The organism is Kribbella caucasensis, from assembly GCF_004361855.1.
Taxonomy (GTDB): Bacteria; Actinomycetota; Actinomycetes; order Propionibacteriales; family Kribbellaceae; genus Kribbella; species Kribbella caucasensis.
The window spans coordinates 1-18,535 of record NZ_SNWQ01000001.1 but is presented as its reverse complement, the minus strand read 5'-3'; the positions used below and the strand labels follow the sequence as shown (position 1 = coordinate 18,535).

Genomic DNA, 18,535 nt, shown 5'->3' with positions numbered 1-18,535 from the left:
TCACGCTGAGGCCGAGCGAGCCGGTGCCGGGTCTGTATCTCCACCCTGATCACCGTCGTCGCTTGCGGCGGCCTGCAGTGAGGAGCACACTGTGATGTCTAGTAAAGAATGCCGCATGTCAATCTATAAATGCCTCGTCTGGCTGTGTATGGCCTTCCAAAACGGGAGATTTGGACAAGCAAGCACTACTGATCTGCGACACGCGGCGGTAAATGCTAGACGACCAGGGTTGCTGGTTCTAGCGTTCACTGCTGGAGGTGGACGACATGAGCGGTACGAGTCGACTAGCAGCGCTGACCGAGGCTGGACTGCTGCACGCGAACCCCGACGCGGTGCGCGCCGGGTTGTTCAGCCGCGGCGGGGCGTTCTTCCTGCCTGCGGACAAGGTTCAGGTCAAGTACGAGATGCTGCGCGCCCACGTGGTGGACGGGCAGCCGGTGACCGAGGCTGCGGCGGAGCATGGCTACTCGCGTGCGGCGTTCTACCTGGTTCTCGCCTCGTTCTCCGAGTCCGGGATGTCGGGGCTGCTCGACGAGGCACGTGGCCGGCGCGGCCCGGTGAAGCTGCGGCCGGAGATCGTGACGTTCATCCGGGAGTCCGCGGCCGGTGCGGGCGAGTTGGTCGAGCAGGTCGCCGACCAGTACGGGGTGCGTCTGCACCGGCGCACCATCGAGCGGGCCCGGCTGCGGTGAGCACCCGGTCGTTCTGGCCGCCGACCGAGGCGGCCCAGGTCGACTACGAGGCGCTGCGCGCTCATCTGCTCGAGCACGACAGACTGCCGGATGATCTGGCCGCGGCTCGGTTCGCTCGACGAGGACTGGCCGGGTTGATCACCTGGCCAGTCAGCGACCCGATCTTCGTCGCCGAGCTGGTCGGTGCGTCTCGGCCGGCGTGGAGTCCACACGCCGATCCGCGACTCGACGCGCTGGCCGCTGGCTACCAGTTCCTGCTCGATGCTGCGGCGGCACGACAAGTCTCGCCGATCACCGTGACCGGAGGTGCGCGATGAAGGTCGCGCTCTACGCTCGGGTGTCCACAGAGCGGCAGGCCGAGCGCGGCACGATCGGCTCGCAGCTGGCCGTGCTGCGTGAGCACGTCACCGCCACCGGTCACGAGCTGATCAGTGAGTACGTCGACGACGGGCACTCTGGCGGGCGGCTGGACCGGCCCGGGCTAGACGCGCTCCGTGATGCCGCCGAGTCTGGCCTGTTCGAGGCGGTGTGGTGCCTGTCCCCGGACCGACTGGCTCGCGCCTACGCCTACCAGGTGCTGGTGCTCGATGAGCTGGCCCGCTTCGGCGTCGCCGTGCACTTCACCGACGCGCCCGACCTGGCCGCCGACGATCCGCAAGCCGTGCTGCTCACCCAGGTGCAGGGTGTGATCGCCGAGTACGAGAAGGCCAAGATCGCAGAGCGCTACCGGCGCGGCAAGCTGTTCCGCGCCCGGGCCGGCGAGATCACCACCTGGAAGGCGCCCTACGGCTACCGGCGCGTCGCCCGCAGCGCCGCGACCGGGCCGGCGCATCTGGAGGTCTATGAACCCGAGGCGGTTGTGGTGCGCCGCATCTTCACCGACCGCGCCGGCGGCACAACGATCCGCGAGATCTGCCGCCGGCTCAACGCTGACGCCGTGCCCTCACCGACCGGTCGGCCCACGTGGGGCCACTCCACCCTGAGCCGGCTGCTGCGCAACGAGGCCTACGTCGGGCGGGTCTACTACAACCGCACCGAGACCGTGTCCGCGGCCGCACCGGCCTGGCGCACCCGGCAGGTCGCGCGCTCGCGTGAGGAGTGGATCTCGATCGACTGCCCGGCCATCATCACCGACGAGCAGTTCCAGGCCGTGAGCCGCGTCGCCTACGACAACAGCCAGTGGAGCCCACGGCGCGCCGAGCCCGGAGCCTTCCTGCTCAAGGGCCTGGTCAAGTGCGGTGTCTGCCGCGTCGGCACCAACTGTCACAAGATGCGCGGCCGCAACGGCGCCTGGCACCGCTACTACTACTGCCGCAACCACGACCCACTCCGCGCCGGCGGTGAAGAGCGCCGCTGTCCCGAACGCAACATCCGCGCCGACGCCCTCGACGAGTTCGTCTTCGACCACGTCCGCGCCGCACTCACCGAACCGGCGTTACTACTGGCCGGTGAACAAGCCGTCGCCCTCACCCAGCCGGTCCCCGACGATGAGCTTCTTGGCGCCGAGCTCGCCCGCCTCGACCGCAAGATCGACAGCGCGACAGCCGAGCGGCGCCGGCTCGTCGACCTCTTCCAAGCCGGGCTGATCGAGATGCCCGAACTGCAGCGACGCTCCCGCGAGGTCGCCACCCGTCACAACGAGCTGACCGCCAAACGCGCCGCGCTCGCCGCCGAGCGAACCGCGCTCGCGCACGGCAACCTGCTCCGCCGCCGCGTGACCGACTTCGCGAACCAGATCCGCGGCGTCATCGATCAACTCGACCGCCCGCAACGCCAACAACTGATGCGCCTGCTCATCGAAGACGTGAACGTCACCGGCTCGCACGTCCACATCCAGCTGCGCATCCCACTCGACCCACCCGACCCCGCCCATATAGGGCCACGCACCCCCGCGCCGAAGCCCGACGGCGCACAATCAGTGTCCAGCAAAGACCGTTTGCGTTCCCTCGGTGAACTCCAACGGCCAATGGTTCGCCGCGGCGTACTCCAACACTTTCGTCCTCACCACCACTGCCTGAGAGGCACCAAGAATGAAGAATTGGCCCGCCCTCGCCGTCGCCGTCGGTCTACTCGCGGCCGGGCTTGTCGCGACGCCCGCAGCCGCTGCCGATCCTGCTCCGACGGATTTGCAGATTGGTTGGAAGGACGACACTTTTGGGGCTGTCCATGTGAGTTGGGACGAGGATGGCGACCGGCCGAATGTCGTTCGGGTGCTGTGGGGGTCCACCAAGGTGTGGGACGCGCAGGTGCTGGCGGGGGCGGCGAATGAGATCGACATTCCGACGAGCGACCTTGGCTCCGGTTTCGGGATCTACACCATCGCCGTGGCGGCCGGCACCGCTGCGGGCGACACGGGTCCGATGGTTGCTTCGCCGCGGTTCGACCACATGGCCCTCAATGCTGCGCCGGAGACCGTGGCGGTGAGTCAGGCTGCGACCGGTGTGACTGTGCAGTGGAAGCTGGAGCAGCAGGCCGACTCGACGCCGAACGATCCGTTGGACCAGCCCGATGCGCTGCGATTCCTCCCGCAGTACGAGGTCGGTGGGCAGGTGAAGCCGCTTGGAGGGCCGATCTCGACCACCGTGCTGTCCTTCACCAACCCCGCGCCGACCTACAACTTCAGCGTCCGGGCGCGGAACGAGTGGTCCACCGAGACGGTAGGCGCGAAGGTCGCCGTCCGCACAGCCAGGCTCACCGTGCAGGTCCCCAGCCGAGGGCTCTACGGCAGGGAATCGCTGATCCAGGGCAACTACGGGCACCCGGTCCAGCGACAGATGATCCTGCACGCGCGCAACTCGGCCACGTCGCCGTGGTACGTCGTCGGCACCACCGTCGGCAACTCCTCCGGCGGTTACGCGTTCCGGGTGACCAACCGCGGCACCCGTCAGTACCGTGTGGTGACGCCCGGCTTCGCATCGACCTCCGAGGTCTGGTACGGCGCGGTGTCGGCCCCAGCGACCTTGACCACCGTGCACAGGGTGACGTCGGCCGGTTTCTACACGCCGGTGCTGAAGCGCGGCCAGACCGCGACCGCCGACCTCAACGTCGATCCCCGGTTCAACGGCCGAGTCCACCTGCAGCGGTGGAACGGCAAGACCTGGGTGCACGTGAAGGACGTGCTGATCAACTCCGGTTTCGCCCGCGGCCAGTTCGTCAGCACGATCCCCGGTCGGGTCGCCTACCGGTACTACGTCCCGAACATCACCTTCAACGGACTGTTCGTCGCGGCGACCTACTCACCGAACTTCGTCCTCACCACCGTCTAGCTCGCGGACCAGCCGGTCCACCGCTCCACGGTGATGACGATGAAGGGGCCGGACGGGGGAGTCTCGGCGTACTGGGGGTACTTGGCGGTCAACGGGGCGGTGGGGGCGTCGGGGACGACGGTGGCGGTGCCGTTGGCTCGGATCCACCAGAGGTGGGTCCAGTCGGCCTCGTAGTGGTCGAGCAAGAGGGCGACGCGCGGATTGGCAGCGATGTTGCGGAGGCGGCGCAGGTTCCGGGTGGTCTTGGGCTTGTGGTCGACGGCGATCAGGACGACGTCGTCGGTCAGGGCGAAGGTGACCGGGACGATGTGTGGGACGAGATCGGCGCCCGTGGTGGCCAGGAAGACGCGGTCGGCGGTGGTGAAGCGGTCGCGGCAGACGTCGGCGGGCAGGATCACGATCTGGTCCCGGTGAGCGGCGCCGGCCGGGTGGTTGCGGTGGTAAGTATCACGATTCGGTCTTCCGCCTAGGCAGTGACATGTCCTCACTATGTATCGTCTACGCGGTTGTACAGACTGAGGGCAGGTGAGGCGGGATGGTCGGGTGTCGGCCCTCGCTTGCCGCCGTCACGGCGCTGCTCGTGGTCGGTGGCACGCTCACCGCGTGCTCGTCCGACCCGACTCCGACCGGTGTGACCATCGGCTGGGCGGACAAGGCGCGATCGGCGGTCAAGGTGAGCTGGAAGGACGACAACCAGCCGAACCGGATCTCGATCGAGGGCGTGGTCTCCAGCAGCCCGTCGTACGTGAAGTACCTGGCCGCGGCCGAGCCGAACAGCTGGGCGATCCCGACCTCGGCCTTCCCGCCGGACGGGAACTACAAGATCGCGGTCGCCATAGGTACGTCGCAGGGTGGGGTGACCAGCAAGTCGGCCAGGTCGCCGATGTTCGACACCGATGGGCCGCTGCGCCCGACCGACGCCGTCGCCACGCCGCGCGGCAGTGACGTCGTGGTGACGTGGAGGGTGCCGGCGGCCGCGCAGGACTTCACTCCGGGTGATCCGCTGGACGTGCCGACCGGGAGCCAGCAGTACACCCCGGTGATCGGCAGCAACGGGCAGCCGTTCCGGGCGGTCGCGGCGGCCACCACGAAGACCAGTCAGGTGCTGAAGAACGTCAAGCCGCCGTACTTCTTCCAGCTCCGGGCCAAGAACGAGTGGTCCTCGCTGACCGGCGCGGAGATCGCCGGGCGGACCACGTCCACCACGGTCGCGGTACCGACGTTGTGGACGTTCGGCAAGCAGATGATGATCCGCGGGCGGACCGTTCAGCGACAGGTCAGCTGTGCGGAGAGTCGTTGCACGGTGCAACAGACCACGACGGCCGGGTTGCCGGTGGTGATGCTTGCCCAGAGCAACGCCAGTGCTCCGTGGGTCGAGGTCGGCCGCGGGGCGACCCAAGCGGGCGGGCACTTCGAGATCCGGGTGAACACCCAGGGCACCCGTTCGTACCGGGCGTACGTGCCGCTGCACAGCCGGACCGGATCGCTTTCGTCGGCGTCCAGCAGCAAGGCGTTCCTGACCCGGAGCCGCCTGCTCATCCAGGGCGCCGGGTACGCCGGCGGCAACACGCACAACCGCAACGAGGTGATCACCGCGGCCGTCGTGGTCCGCCCGGTGATCAACAGCACCGCGATGCTGCAGTTCTGGAACGGCCGCGCCTGGGGCAACGTGAAGGCCGCCCCGATCCGCAACGGCCGCGCCTCGATCGCGTTCAGGGCGACCCGGCCGGGCATCTTCGCGTACCGCTTCCTGGTCCCCGGCACCACCTACCTGGGCACACCCGTCTTCGGCACCGCCACCCCGAGCCTGGTCCTACGAGTCCGCTGACTCCACGTCAGCCGGTACTACGGAGGCCGGTACGACGGGAACGCGGCGCCGGCGTAGTCGGTAGACGGCGTACCCCGCGATCCCGAGGACCGCGACCGCGGCGAGCGCCCACAACGACAGCTCACCGAAGATCTTGTCCGCGCTGTCACCGATGTTGTAGGCAACGATCCCGATCGTGGTCGACCAGGCGATACCGCCGGCCGCGTTCGCCACCAGGAACTGGGGATACGGCATCCGCAGCATCCCCGCCATCGGCCCCGCGAAGATCCGCAGCAGCGCGACGAACCGGCCGAAGAAGACCGTCCAGACACCGTACTTGTGGAAGTACCGCTCGGCCCGCTGGATCCGCTCCTCGGAGAAGTGTTTCGACCGGCGGCCGAGTCGCTCGAACAACCCGCGGCCGGCCTTGCGCCCGATCAGGTAGCCGATCGAGTCGCCCACGATCGCCCCGGTCGCGGCCGCGGCGATCACCAGCACCAGCTTCAGATCACCCTGGGACGCGAGCAACGCGGCCGCGATCAAAGTGGTTTCCCCGGGCAACGGAATGCCCATGCTCTCGATCCCGATGACCAGCCCGACGACCAGATAGGCCAGCGCCGCGAATCCCGCAGTCGGCACAGCGATCGCCAGCGCGTGCAGAGGTTCCCCCATGCACCAATCTTTGCAGGGTCAGGCAAACCGTTAACTATAATCCGTGGTCCGCTGTATCTCCGTGGTCTTCCCGTTGGTGGTCGGCGTGGGCGCCGGCGGTAGCGGCGGTGCCGGAGCCGTCGGGGTGAAGGCCTTCGTGACGTTCTGCAGCGCCGACGTCACCTCGGACGGGATCACCCAGAACGTGTTGCCCGGCCCCTTCGCCAGTTCGGGCAGCATCTGCAGGTACTGGTACGCGAGCAGCTTCGGGTCCGGGTCGTTGCGGTGGATCGCGTCGAACACGGTGTCGATCGCCCTCGCCTGACCCTCGGCCCGCAGGATCGCGGCCTGCCGGTCGCCCTCCGCGGTCAGGATCCGGGCCTGACGCTGCCCCTCGGCGGTGAGGATGGTGGCGCGCTTCTCCCGGTCCGCGCGCATCTGCTTCTCCATCGACTCCTTGATCGAGTGCGGCGGGTCGATCGCCTTCAGCTCGACCCGGTTGACCCGGATCCCCCACTTGCCGGACGCCTCGTCGAGGACGCCGCGCAGGGTGGAGTTGATGTGCTCGCGGGAGGTCAGCGTCACCTCCAGGTCCATGCTGCCGATCACGTTGCGCAGGGTGGTGACGGTGAGCTGCTCGATCGCCTGGAGGAAGTTGGCGATCTCGTACGCCGCCGCGCGCGGGTCCGTCACCTGGAAGTAGAGCACGGTGTCGATGTCGACCACCAGGTTGTCCTCGGTGATCACCGACCGCGGTTCGAACGACACCACCTGCTCACGCAGATCGATCAGCGACCGAGGGCGGTCGACGAACGGGATGACGATGTTCAGCCCCGGTTCGAGGGTGCGCAGGTACCGGCCGAGGCGCTCCACGTTGCTGGCTCGCGCCTGTGGAACGATCCGCACGGTCCGTAGTACGAGCACGATGGCCAGCAAGGCGGCGATCAGCCCGACGATCAGTTCGGCCATGGTTCCTCCCGGGGATGTACGAGGGCGGTCGCACCCTCGATGGCGAAGACGTCGACGCGGGTCCCGGCCGGGATCAGCAGGTCGGGATCGTACGACCGGGCGGTCCACTCCTCGCCGCCGATCTTGACCCGCCCGGCTTCGCGGCCGACGGCGCTGAGCACGACCGCCTCGCGGCCGATCAGCGCGGACACCCCGGACCGCAGTTGCGGCGTACCGGTCAGGTGCCGGCGGGCGATCGGGCGGACCAGCGTGATCATCGCGGCCGCGGTGACGGCGAACGCGACCAGCTGGATCCCGAAGCCCAGCCCGAGCGCCCCGATGGCGGCGGCGGCCATCGCGGCGATCGCGAGCAGCAGTAAGTCAAACGTGGCCGTCAGCAGCTCAGCGACGCCGAGCACGGCCGCGATACTCAACCAGATCATCCAGGACTGCATGACGACCACCCGCGGTGGAAATGTCTCTCCTTCGAAGGTACTCCGGCCGGGGCGGATCGTCGCTAACAGTTCAGTTGTCCTCTGGCGGCTTTCCGAGCGCCACGGCTGCGAACAGGGTGCTGACCTCGCGCGTCCCGGCCGGATGGTTCGTCGCCGACCGTCCCCGGCGGTGCCGGTCGAGCAGGGCGTTGAGCTCCTTGTTCAGCTGCTCGGCCTCGTCCTTGGTCAGCCAGAGGCGGCTCCGGCGCAGCATGCTCAGCTCGTCCCACGGGTCCGAGGCCGGCATCGCGGTGAACTGCTCGATCAACCGGTCGACCGCCGTCCGCACCATCGCCTGGCTCGCGAGCCGGCCGGCGACGCCGGGCTGGGAGGAGACCTCGAGGCTCGTCGCCGAGGCCCGCCATGGCCGCTCCCGGCCGTCGGCCGAGGTGTCCGCGCGCTCGACGATGCCCCATCGCTCCAGCGCCCGCAGGTGGTAGCTGGTCGCCGACGGGGTGAGCCCGGCCAGCTCGGCGCACTCGGTCGCGGTCAGCACCCGGCCGTTGTAGAGCTCGTCGATGATCCGCTGCCGGGCCGGATGCGCGATCGCCCGGATCGCCCGCGGATCGGACAGCACGACCTTTTTCTTCTTCGCCGCCACGGGGTCAGCGTAGCGCTGCCCGGCCGATGCTTGACGCGGCCAACTGTGAAGCATTAACTTCATAAATGTGAAGCAACCACTTCAGACTTCGATCTGGTCGTTCGCCGACCTCCGCCTCGTCCTGCCCGCCCGGGCGCTCTCGTACGCCGGTGATTCGGTCGCCCTGGTCGCGTTGATGCTGCGCGTCTCGGACAACGGCGGGCCGACCGCGATCACCGCGCTGCTGCTGGCCTTCGCGCTGCCGATCGTGCTGATGATCCCGTTCGCCGGGAAGCTGGTGGACAGGTACGACTCCCGGGTCCTGCTGGTCTCGGCCTCGCTGCTCCAGGCGGCCGCCGGAGTCGGTCTGGCCTTCGCGGACGGGCTGCCCGCGACCTTGGCACTCGTCTGCGTCCTGCAGTTCGGCCAGGCGGTGGCCGGGCCGGCCTGGTCGGCGCTGATCCCGCAGATCGTCGGGGAGGACCTGGTCGGCCGGGCCACCGGAACCGGTCAGGCCCTCACCGGTGTTGCGATGCTGGCCGGCTCCGGGCTGGGCGGCGTACTGGTGGCGTGGCAGGGGGTGCGGGGTGCGCTGCTCGTCAACGCGGTGACCTTCGTGGCGCTGGCGGTTGTGGCGCGGCTGGTGCGGACCAGGCGTCGCCCGGTGCCCTCGGCCCAACCAGAGCGTGGTGGCTTGTCGGTCGGTCTGCGGGCCCTGCTCGGTGACGACCTGCTGCGCATCCTGGTGCCCGCCCTGTGGGTCTTCATCCTGGTCGGCGAGGCCCTGAACGTGGTCGAGGTCTTCCTCATCACCGACGAGATCGGGCTCGGGTCCGGCGGGTACGGCGGCGTACTGGCCGCGCAGGGAGCCGGTGCGGTCGTCGGAGCCTGGTACAGCGGACGGCTACAGTCCGATGCCTCCCGGTCTCGTGCGGTCGTCGCCGGTGCTGCGTTGATCGGCCTGGGTGCAGTGGCGATGGGCTTCGCGCCCGGGGTGATCGCCCTGGTCATGGGTGCGGTCGCCGTTGGGCTCGGTAGCGGTCTGCTCAATGCAGCGACCAGCACACTGGTCGTCACCCGGTCGGCTGAGGCCGTGCGCGGTCGGGTGGTGGCGGCCCTGAACGGCACGGCCCGCGCCTGCAGTCTGCTCGCCCTGCTCCTCGGCGGCCTGATCGGAGCGCTCCTCGGCCCCCGGATCACCTTCGTCGCCGCTGGGACGGCCGGTGCGCTGGTCGCCGGCACCGCCGCCGTCCTCGTAGTCCGGGCGCTGCGGGCCACCCGCGGCGGCGAGCGGAGCGGCGTACCGGACGGGGTAGTGGGCGGGGTAGTGGGAGAAACCGATTCGTTCTCGAAGGTCCCCTGTCACTAGCCTTTGACCTATGACTGATGCACGCGAGACCCCGGTGACCCCCGACAGCGGGCAGGACGACCTGCCTGAGCAGATGCGGGTACGCCGGGAGAAGCGTGACCGGCTGCTCGCCGAGGGGGTGCAGCCGTACCCGATCTCGGTGCCGCGGACGCACCTGATCACCGACATCCGGGCCCGGTACGACGTACAGGAGCTCGAGCCGGACACCAAGACCGGCGAGCAGGTCGCGGTGACCGGCCGGGTGATCTTCCTGCGGAACACCGGAAAGCTGTGCTTCGTGCGCCTCCGCGAGGGCGACGGGGTCGAGATCCAGGTGATGCTGTCGCTGGCCGATATCGGTGAGGAGGAGCTGGCCCGGTTCAAGGCTCTGGTGGACATCGGCGACCTGCTGTCCGTCCAGGGTGAGGTGGTGACCAGCCGCCGCGGCGAGCTGTCGGTGCAGGCCACCGGCTGGCAGATGGCCGCCAAGACGCTCCGCCCGCTGCCGAACGAGCACAAGCCGCTCAGCGAGGAAGCCCGGGTCCGGCTGCGGTACGTCGACCTGATCGTCCGCCCTGAGGCGCGCGAGATGGTCCGGATCAAGGCCGCCGTGCTGAAGTCGCTGCGCGCCACGTTCGACGGCCGCGACTTCGTCGAGGTGGAGACGCCGGTGCTGCAGCTGACCAACGGCGGCGCCGCGGCCAAGCCGTTCCGGACCCACCTGAACGCGTTCGACCAGGAGATGCTGCTGCGGATCGCACTCGAGCTGGACCTGAAGCGGGCGATGATCGGCGGGGTCGACCGGGTCTACGAGATCGGCCGGACGTTCCGCAACGAGGGGCTGGACTCCACCCATGCCGCGGAATTCTCGATGATCGAGGCGTACCAGGCGTACGGGGATTACGATTCGTGTGCCGAGCTGATCGAGGAACTGATCCGGAACGCGGCCCGCGCGGTCGGTCGTACGGTGGTCACGGCGCGCGACGGTTCGCAGCTCGATCTGGAGCAGCCGTGGCGGCATGCGACGCTTTTCGAGTTGGTCTCCGAAGCGGTCGGCGAGGCGGTCGACGCGAGTACCGACGCGGCCGCGCTGACGAAGATCGCCGAGCGGCACTCGGTCGGGCTGCAACCGGGCTGGAATGCCGGTGAGATCGCGCTGGAGATCTTCGAGAAGCTGGTCGAGCACACGCTGATCCAGCCCACCTTTGTGCGCGACTATCCGGAGTCGGTGCGGCCGTTGTCGAAGCCGCACCGGGAGACTCCGGGCCTGGTCGAGGCGTGGGACCTGGTCATCAACGGGGTCGAGCTGGGGGTGGCGTACTCCGAGCTGAACGACCCGGTGATCCAGCGTGAACGCCTGGTGGCACAGTCGTTGCTGGCCGCGGCCGGCGATCCCGAGGCGATGGAGCTGGACGAGGACTTCCTCCGCGCGATGGAGTTCGGGATGCCGCCGGCCGGCGGGCTCGGAATGGGCCTGGACCGGCTCGTCATGCTGCTCACCGGGACCGGTATCCGGGAGACGATTCTGTTCCCGCTGCTGCGTCCGGAGTAGCAGCGATTACCGGCCCGGGAGCTGTTGCATAGCACAACCAACGGCGATATCCATTCCCGGGTCCGGTTTTTACGCCGATGTGTACGCGCAGTGACGCGAATACCCATCGTCACCACCGGTGCGCGGTACCGATCTGGCCGGAGTGTTTAGTCACATCTTTACGTTGCATTCCGCCTGTTGAATGACAACTACTGGGTTTGTGCGGTACAAATCAGGTGCAGATCAAAACGGCAGGGGGATTGTGCCCGGTGACGGGCGCGGAAAGGACTGTCATCGATGGCGCAAAGGGTTCAGGTTGTTCTGGAGGACGATCTCGACGGCGGTAAGGCCGATGAGACCGTGACCTTCGGGCTGGACGGTTCGACGTACGAGATCGACCTGTCCAAGAAGAACGCCGCCAAGCTGCGCGATGCCCTGGCCGCGTACGTGGGTGCGGGCCGCCGGGTGGCCGGCCGCAGGGGCGGCGGCGGCCGCAGGGCCGGCGGACGGAGCCGGTCCGCGACCGACTCCGCCGACATCCGCGCCTGGGCGAAGGAGAATGGCTACGAGGTCAGCGAGCGCGGCCGGATCTCGGCCGAGGTGCGCGCGGCGTACAACGAAGCCAAGTAATTTCCCCGCGGCTGTCCTCCGATCGGGCCGGTCCCGGTGCCACTGGTTGGCGCCGGGACCGTCCGCATTCCGGTTGTTTCACACTGTGGACACGCCCGGCCCGGGCCGGTGGCGGTGTTACGGCTGTGTTAGCTGAGCGGGCAACCAAGTCCGCGAATTCGCTGGTGGCGAACAGGTGGCGCGGCGGGAACACCGGGGCCGGTCCGGGGGTTGTTCCCTTGTGATCCCCACTGGCCGGCCGGACGAGAGGTCGTCGCTTGTTCGCTGAGAGCGAGCCTGTCGGTGCCGGGGACTAGCATGCATGTACGGGGGTCGGGCAACACGGCACGTCCGACTCCTCTGAGGCAAGGAGCGCTTTGGCGATGTTTGAACGATTTACGGACCGCGCCCGTCGCGTTGTCGTCCTGGCCCAGGAAGAGGCCAGGATGCTCAGCCACAACTACATCGGGACCGAGCACATCCTGCTCGGCCTGATCCATGAGGGTGAAGGTGTCGCCGCCAAGGCTCTCGAGAGCCTGGGTATCTCGCTCGAGGCCGTCCGCTCCCAGGTCGAGGAGATCATCGGCCAGGGCCAGCAGGCACCGAGCGGGCACATCCCGTTCACCCCGCGCGCCAAGAAGGTGTTGGAGCTCTCCCTGCGTGAGGCCCTCCAGTTGGGTCACAACTACATCGGCACCGAGCACATCCTGCTCGGCCTCATCCGCGAGGGTGAGGGTGTCGCAGCGCAGGTCCTGGTCAAGCTCGGTGCGGACCTGAACAAGGTCCGGCAGCAGGTCATCCAGCTGCTGAGCGGATACCAGGGCAAGGAGACGCAGACCGCGGGTGCCCCCACGGAGGGCGCCCCCAGCAGCTCCCTGGTGCTCGACCAATTCGGCCGGAACCTCACCCAGGCCGCTCGCGAATCCAAGCTCGACCCGGTGATCGGGCGCGAGAAGGAGATCGAGCGGGTCATGCAGGTGCTGTCCCGGCGGACCAAGAACAACCCGGTCCTGATCGGGGAGCCGGGCGTCGGCAAGACCGCGATCGTCGAGGGCCTGGCCCAGGCGATCGTGCGTGGCGACGTGCCCGAGACCCTGAAGGACAAGCAGATCTACACCCTCGACCTCGGCGCCCTGGTCGCCGGGTCGCGGTACCGCGGTGACTTCGAGGAGCGCCTGAAGAAGGTGCTCAAGGAGATCCGCACCCGCGGCGACATCGTGCTGTTCATCGACGAGATCCACACCCTGGTGGGTGCGGGTGCCGCCGAGGGCGCGATCGACGCGGCCAGCATCCTGAAGCCGATGCTGGCTCGCGGTGAGCTGCAGACCATCGGCGCCACCACCCTCGACGAGTACCGCAAGTACGTCGAGAAGGACGCGGCCCTGGAGCGCAGGTTCCAGCCGATCCAGGTGGCCGAGCCGTCGATCGCGCACACCATCGAGATCCTCAAGGGTCTGCGCGACCGGTACGAGGCGCACCACCGGGTCACCATCACCGACCCGGCCCTGGTCGCCTCGGCCCAGATGGCCGACCGGTACATCTCCGACCGGTTCCTGCCGGACAAGGCGATCGACCTGATCGACGAGGCCGGTTCCCGGTTGCGGATCCGCCGGATGACCGCTCCGCCGGACCTGCGCGAGTTCGACGAGAAGATCGCGAACGTGCGCCGGGAGAAGGAGTCGGCGATCGACGCCCAGGACTTCGAGCGGGCGGCTTCGCTTCGTGATGACGAGAAGAAGCTGATCAACGCGAAGGCCGAGCGGGAGAAGCAGTGGAAGGCCGGCGACATGGACGTCGTCGCCGAGGTCGACGAGGAGCTGATCGCGGAGGTGCTCAGCACCGCGACCGGCATCCCGGTCTTCAAGCTGACCGAGGAGGAGTCGTCCCGGCTGCTGAAGATGGAGCAGGAGCTGGCCAAGCGCTACATCGGTCAGGACGACGCCGTGAAGGCGCTGTCCCGGTCGATCCGGCGTACCCGGGCGGGCCTGAAGGACCCGCGCCGGCCGAGCGGCTCGTTCATCTTCGCCGGCCCGTCGGGTGTCGGTAAGACCGAGCTCTCGAAGGCGCTGACCGAGTTCCTGTTCGGCGACGAGAGCGCGCTGATCAGCCTCGACATGTCGGAGTACTCCGAGAAGCACACCGCTTCCCGGCTGTTCGGTTCGCCCCCCGGTTATGTCGGCTACGAAGAGGGTGGCCAGCTGACCGAGAAGGTGCGCCGCAAGCCGTTCAGCGTGGTGCTGTTCGACGAGGTGGAGAAGGCCCACCCGGACATCTTCAACTCGCTGCTGCAGATCCTGGACGAAGGTCGCCTGACCGACGCCCAGGGCCGCGTGGTCGACTTCAAGAACACCGTCATCATCATGACCACGAACCTCGGTACCCGGGACATCGCCAAGGCGGTCAGCCTCGGCTTCTCCCAGGCCAGCGACACGTCGGGGTCGTACGAGAAGATGAAGGCGAAGGTGACGGAGGAGCTGAAGCAGCACTTCCGCCCCGAGTTCCTGAACCGCGTCGACGAGATCGTGGTGTTCCACCAGCACGACAAGGACGCGATCGTCAAGATCGTCGACCTGATGGTCGCGCAGGTGGAGGAGCGGCTGAAGGACAAGGACATGGGCATCGAGCTCACGCCCGCGGCGAAGGCACTGGTCGCCGAGCGTGGCTTCGACCCGGTTCTGGGCGCTCGCCCGCTGCGTCGCGCGCTGCAGCGTGACGTGGAGGACGCGCTCGCCGAGAAGATCCTGTTCGGGGAACTGCGCCCGGGCCAGATCATCCTCGTCGATGTCGCCCCCGAAGGTACGGTCAGCGCCGACGGCGTCACGGAGTACTTCACCTTCACCGGCACCCAGAAGGCCAGCCCCGACCTGGAGCTCACCGAGATCGCCGGCGGCGGAACGCCTTCCGGCATCCAGGACACCTGATCCACCCCAGCTAAGGCTGACGAAGGGCCCCGCGGACACACGTCCGCGGGGCCCTTCCGCATGCAGGCGGGGGGTCAAGCCGCAGCACAGGTGATGCAGGGGGTGCGGCGGCGGTAGTGGTAGGCGGTGGTGGCCAGGGCAACCGAGGCGCCCCAGAGGGGGAAGGGGAAGACCAGGAGGTAGCCGATGTTGGTCCAGGTCGAGGCGCCGGGGTCCCAGGTGAGCTGGAAGAGGGAGATGCCGCCGACCAGGAGCAGGGTGGCCGCGATCGCGCCGGGGATGACGGCCGCCTTGATCGGGACCGGGCGGCCCGCGACATTCGGTGCGGCCGTGTCCGATGGCAGCCGGTACGCCGAGGAACCCCAGCACCGCGATCAGGCCGGCTCCCACTTCGTCGGGCAGGAACGCGAGCAGCGAGAGCTTGTCCCCATCGGGTGGCACGGGTCCGAAGGGATACCAGTCGGCGCCGAGCAGCCACGCCAGCCCCAGTACGCCGTACGCGAGGGAGAGGCCGGCCACCAGCCCCGGCAACAGCCTCATGGTCGTGACGGGCATGAGTTCCTCCTGCGCTCGTGGGATTCCACGATGTCGCCGGAGGTCAGTCGGGCACTTCGGTCCCGCGAGTGGACCCCATCCCTCCTCCGGGTGATTGGCGCAGGCGGGTCACGGTCCGAGCGATGGCGTCGTCGCCGGGCGGGGTGTGGTGGGGGCGGTCCGCGATGAGCTGTGCGGTGGCGCAGAGCAACCAGCAGATGCCGGCCACGAGGGCGAACGACGGTCCCGGGCCGGGGCGGCTGTCGGTCGCGGGGTCGAGGGTGTTCGCCTGCCAGGCACCGGCGGCGCAGATCATCGCGATGATGCCGGTGATCGCGGTCGCCGCCTGGGCCTTCGCTCCCGGACGGAAGACCAGGGCTGCAATCGATGCGAGCAGCCCGGCGACCGAGGTAAGAGCAAGTGCGGGCTCGGTGTCGATGCCGAGTTGCCAGACCGATTGGCCGAGGCGGCGGCTGAGGGACCACGGGAGCAGCAGGGTGATGCCCGTCGCCAGAGCCGCGAGCACGGTGGCCCAGGCGAACCACTTGTGCTGGTCCGTCACGAGTTCGCGTTCGGCAGTGTCGAGGTCGCGGGCCAGGTCCTCGTCCGGGTGGTGGCTCATCCGGCCGGCTCCAGTCGGACCACATCGCTGCCGAGTTCGAAGTACAGGCTGGTGCCGATGACGGTGACCTCGTCAGCGGCCTGGGGAACATGCTGTGTGGGCCCGGCGACCAGGGTGACCTTGCCTGGTCCGTCGACGCGCGCCAGGTGGCTTCCGTCGTACCCCCAGAGCTTGCCGTCCGGACCGGCGAACCACTGGCCGTCGGTGGTCCACTGTGTGGCCGGTACGCCGGCGGAGGAGATCGGCCAGCCGGATGCGGCTCCACCGAGCAGAGTGGTCGTGTGGCCGTCGGGGCGGACCTCGATCAGGCGTTCGCCGAGCACCATGACCGCGCTGCCGGACGGGAGTTGCACCAGACCGTCCTGGCGGAGTTTCCCGGTCACCCGCAGCCGTTTCACCTGCTGCCCTGGGCCGTAGACGTTGTAGAGACCGCTCCCGCCGACCGCAGTGATCAGTCGATCGCCAGCCCCGGCTCCGGATTCCACCGGTTGCCCCGCCGCCACCGGCGCAGGATCGCGAACCACAGAAGCCGATCCGCCCTTCAGGTGAACGGCTGTCTCGGTAGACGGCTTGCTCCGAGTCGCCACGGTCCACCACAGACCACCGTGCCCGTCAGGTGCCCACACATGCGCGGCCTTGGGCACACGGATGCGTGCGACTCGTCCCTGCGAGTCCAGTGCGAGCTGTGTGCTCGTGCCCGAGACAGCCTTACCTGGTTGGCCTTCTGGCGTAACCGGCGGATCCACAACAGACACCTGTGGCAGCACAGTCGCCCGGTACGACGTGATGCCGTCTGCGGGCTCGCGGCGATCGCACCGAGCAGTCGGAGAAGGCGCGGCCGGGTACGACGAGGCCGCAGCGGCCGCATCCGTGACCTCCAGCACCTGATCACCACCGCCAGGCGAAACCCCCAACAGAACCGACCCGTCCGGCCTTGCCTCGATGCTGTCCACAGCGGCGACGTGTCCGGGCATGACGCGATGTACCCCGTCCGGCGTGACCACCGAAGTCGGGGAGCTCCCACCGAGCCACAGGTTGCCCCGCACGTCCACAGCGAACGCCTCGATGGTCAGGGACGAACTGGCGACGTCACTGCTGAGCTCGCACCCCGCCGGAGCGATCCCGGTGATCTGTTGGGCCTCACCACTCGTACGGCGAAGCGCGAGCCCGGTCTTGCTCGCCCGCCAAGCCGTGGTGCCGTCTGGGCCAGTGGAGACAGCGTTGCCGGGTGCGCCGGGCCCTGGGGCGACCACGAAGTCCTGCAATCGCAGCCCGGTCTTCAGCTTGTCCGCGGGGATCTGCCAGGTGGTGGTCGCTCCCCAGATGACGATCGAGCGGTCTGCGTTCCGATGAGTGAAGGCCGGGCCGGGGCCGGTCGCGAGTACGTCGACGCCCGGCGTCACGTAGTACGAGCCGTCGGGGTTCTGGTGGCTCAGGCTGATGTCGGCGGCAACCAGGTCGAGCGGAACCGACAGGATCGCGAACGGCCGTCCGTTCGCCCCACCGGCGACCAGGAGCAAGCGGTCGGCCGCAACACCGAGCAACGCGGGCGGCGTGACCCCGTGGCTCAAGGCGACTCGTGGCAGCGCAACCCCATCGCGGTACTCGAACACCGTCGACCCCTCGGAACCGGTCCGCCCGAGCAACCACTGGCCCGGCGTACCGTCCAGGGTCGGAGCGATCGAGTCCAGTGGATCGGACGTGCCGATGGAGACCCGCATCCCCAGCCGATCCTCGAGTTGCCCACCTTCCAGATCCAGCAACCGATGCGGCACACCGGCAACCACCGAGGGCCTGTACTGCGGATCGGCGGCGGCCGGCACGAACAACCCCACCCCCACGCCAACCAGGCCGGTCGCGACCACAATCGCCAACTCCCGAGGCCCAATCCGAAGCGACAACCACACGCCGACCGCCAGCAGGAGTACGCCGAGGGACAGAGCCAACCAAGCTCCGAGACCGGCTCGGTAGCCGACTCCGTCAGACAGCCTGGGCGGTAGCCGCAGCAATGCCGCGAGGGAACCCGCGATCACCAGTACGCCGGTCGCCAGCGCGGCGGGCCGTAGTACGAGGACTGCTCGGGCAACAGCGGCGCCAAGGGTCACTGAGGCCGCGATCGCGACCAGCACGGCCCAGGTGAAGGCGTAGGGGAGATCCCAGAGTTGTGCGCGCGCCAGGCCGGCCTCACTGGTCGGACCAAGCGCGACCGGGTCGATCAGCTCTCGCCACGGCAACGTGGTCGACAGCAGGAGAACTGCCGCGGCGGCACCGGCGAGCAGCGGAATGATCGTCGGCTGACGCGTGCGAGAAGCTGTGAAGGAGGACAGCCAGAGGAAGGTCTCTCGCAATTCGGACTGGTTCAGAGGATTTTCTGACGACTCCCTCGGGTGCTCCGGAAGCAGCGGTTCGAGGTCCGGCGTACGGGTCGCCCAATGCGGGCTCTTCAAACTTGACCGGGCAGCGATTCTGGTCTGGCTGTGCTCCGGCGTGATTGCCGGGTGCAGAAGTACCGTACTCGGCGGCGTTGGTTGT

The 18,535-nt window shown here is 68.5% G+C and carries 16 protein-coding genes; 9 read left to right on the top strand and 7 right to left on the bottom strand.

Annotated elements, in window-relative coordinates; genetic code table 11:
* Positions 1-266 precede the first annotated feature (266 nt).
* From EV643_RS00085 to EV643_RS00070, 4 genes are read left to right on the top strand one after another with little or no spacing between them, the layout of a single operon-like run.
* The gene (locus EV643_RS00085) at positions 267-692 is read left to right on the top strand and encodes a helix-turn-helix domain-containing protein (protein WP_133797852.1); all 426 of its coding nucleotides are present in this window, start codon (positions 267-269) and stop codon (positions 690-692) included.
* On the top strand, positions 689-1,009 hold the full coding sequence (locus EV643_RS00080) for a hypothetical protein (RefSeq protein ID WP_133797851.1): 321 nt from the start codon (positions 689-691) through the stop codon (positions 1,007-1,009). Before EV643_RS00085 ends, EV643_RS00080 begins: the two co-directional genes overlap by 4 nt.
* Complete coding sequence (locus tag EV643_RS00075) at positions 1,006-2,961, top strand: recombinase family protein (RefSeq protein ID WP_133797850.1); 1,956 nt, start codon at positions 1,006-1,008, stop codon at positions 2,959-2,961. Before EV643_RS00080 ends, EV643_RS00075 begins: the two co-directional genes overlap by 4 nt.
* The gene (locus EV643_RS00070; protein WP_133797849.1) at positions 2,903-3,958 is read left to right on the top strand and encodes a hypothetical protein; all 1,056 of its coding nucleotides are present in this window, start codon (positions 2,903-2,905) and stop codon (positions 3,956-3,958) included. The genes EV643_RS00075 and EV643_RS00070 overlap by 59 nt, the downstream gene beginning before the upstream one ends.
* Here the strand turns inward: EV643_RS00070 and EV643_RS00065 are convergent.
* Positions 3,955-4,356 carry a TIGR03668 family PPOX class F420-dependent oxidoreductase gene (locus EV643_RS00065; RefSeq protein WP_133797848.1) on the bottom strand — a complete coding sequence of 134 codons (402 nt, stop codon included), beginning with the start codon at positions 4,354-4,356 and terminating at the stop codon, positions 3,955-3,957. The genes EV643_RS00070 and EV643_RS00065 overlap by 4 nt on opposite strands.
* Before the next feature lie 137 nt (positions 4,357-4,493).
* Between EV643_RS00065 and EV643_RS00060 the strand changes: the two genes are divergently transcribed.
* Entirely contained in the window at positions 4,494-5,786 is a 1,293-nt protein-coding gene (locus tag EV643_RS00060; RefSeq protein ID WP_133797847.1) for a hypothetical protein, read from the top strand.
* On the opposite strand, the gene EV643_RS00055 is transcribed toward EV643_RS00060, so the two are convergent.
* From EV643_RS00055 to EV643_RS00040, 4 genes are all read right to left on the bottom strand, one after another.
* Complete coding sequence (locus EV643_RS00055) at positions 5,772-6,437, bottom strand: DedA family protein (RefSeq protein ID WP_133797846.1); 666 nt, start codon at positions 6,435-6,437, stop codon at positions 5,772-5,774. The two genes, EV643_RS00060 and EV643_RS00055, sit on opposite strands and share 15 nt — an antisense overlap.
* Positions 6,438-6,467: 30 nt before the next feature.
* Positions 6,468-7,385, bottom strand: coding sequence for an SPFH domain-containing protein (locus EV643_RS00050; RefSeq protein ID WP_238165246.1), 918 nt, complete (start codon positions 7,383-7,385; stop codon positions 6,468-6,470).
* Positions 7,373-7,807, bottom strand: a complete 435-nt coding sequence (locus tag EV643_RS00045) for an NfeD family protein (protein ID WP_238165245.1) — start codon at positions 7,805-7,807, stop codon at positions 7,373-7,375. The genes EV643_RS00050 and EV643_RS00045 overlap by 13 nt, the downstream gene beginning before the upstream one ends.
* A gap of 82 nt (positions 7,808-7,889) precedes the next feature.
* Positions 7,890-8,459, bottom strand: a complete 570-nt coding sequence (locus EV643_RS00040) for an ArsR/SmtB family transcription factor (RefSeq protein WP_202869334.1) — start codon at positions 8,457-8,459, stop codon at positions 7,890-7,892.
* A gap of 67 nt (positions 8,460-8,526) precedes the next feature.
* Here EV643_RS00040 and EV643_RS00035 point away from each other — a divergent pair, with 67 nt between their 5' ends.
* The 4 genes from EV643_RS00035 (at position 8,527) to EV643_RS00020 (ending at position 14,847) form a co-directional block, all read left to right on the top strand.
* Entirely contained in the window at positions 8,527-9,807 is a 1,281-nt protein-coding gene (locus EV643_RS00035; protein ID WP_166665273.1) for an MFS transporter, read from the top strand.
* Positions 9,808-9,817: 10 nt separating this feature from the next.
* The gene (gene lysS / locus EV643_RS00030; protein ID WP_133797843.1) at positions 9,818-11,338 is read left to right on the top strand and encodes a lysine--tRNA ligase; all 1,521 of its coding nucleotides are present in this window, start codon (positions 9,818-9,820) and stop codon (positions 11,336-11,338) included.
* Between the two features lie 276 nt (positions 11,339-11,614).
* Positions 11,615-11,947, top strand: coding sequence for a histone-like nucleoid-structuring protein Lsr2 (locus EV643_RS00025; RefSeq protein WP_133797842.1), 333 nt, complete (start codon positions 11,615-11,617; stop codon positions 11,945-11,947).
* A gap of 362 nt (positions 11,948-12,309) precedes the next feature.
* Positions 12,310-14,847, top strand: a complete 2,538-nt coding sequence (locus tag EV643_RS00020) for an ATP-dependent Clp protease ATP-binding subunit (protein WP_133797841.1) — start codon at positions 12,310-12,312, stop codon at positions 14,845-14,847.
* A gap of 598 nt (positions 14,848-15,445) precedes the next feature.
* Here the strand turns inward: EV643_RS00020 and EV643_RS00010 are convergent.
* Positions 15,446-16,003, bottom strand: a complete 558-nt coding sequence (locus EV643_RS00010; protein WP_133797840.1) for a hypothetical protein — start codon at positions 16,001-16,003, stop codon at positions 15,446-15,448.
* Positions 16,000-18,351 (bottom strand): hypothetical protein, encoded by a 2,352-nt coding sequence (locus EV643_RS00005; protein WP_133797839.1) that lies wholly within the window; start codon positions 18,349-18,351, stop codon positions 16,000-16,002. Before EV643_RS00005 ends, EV643_RS00010 begins: the two co-directional genes overlap by 4 nt.
* Positions 18,352-18,535 lie beyond the last annotated feature (184 nt).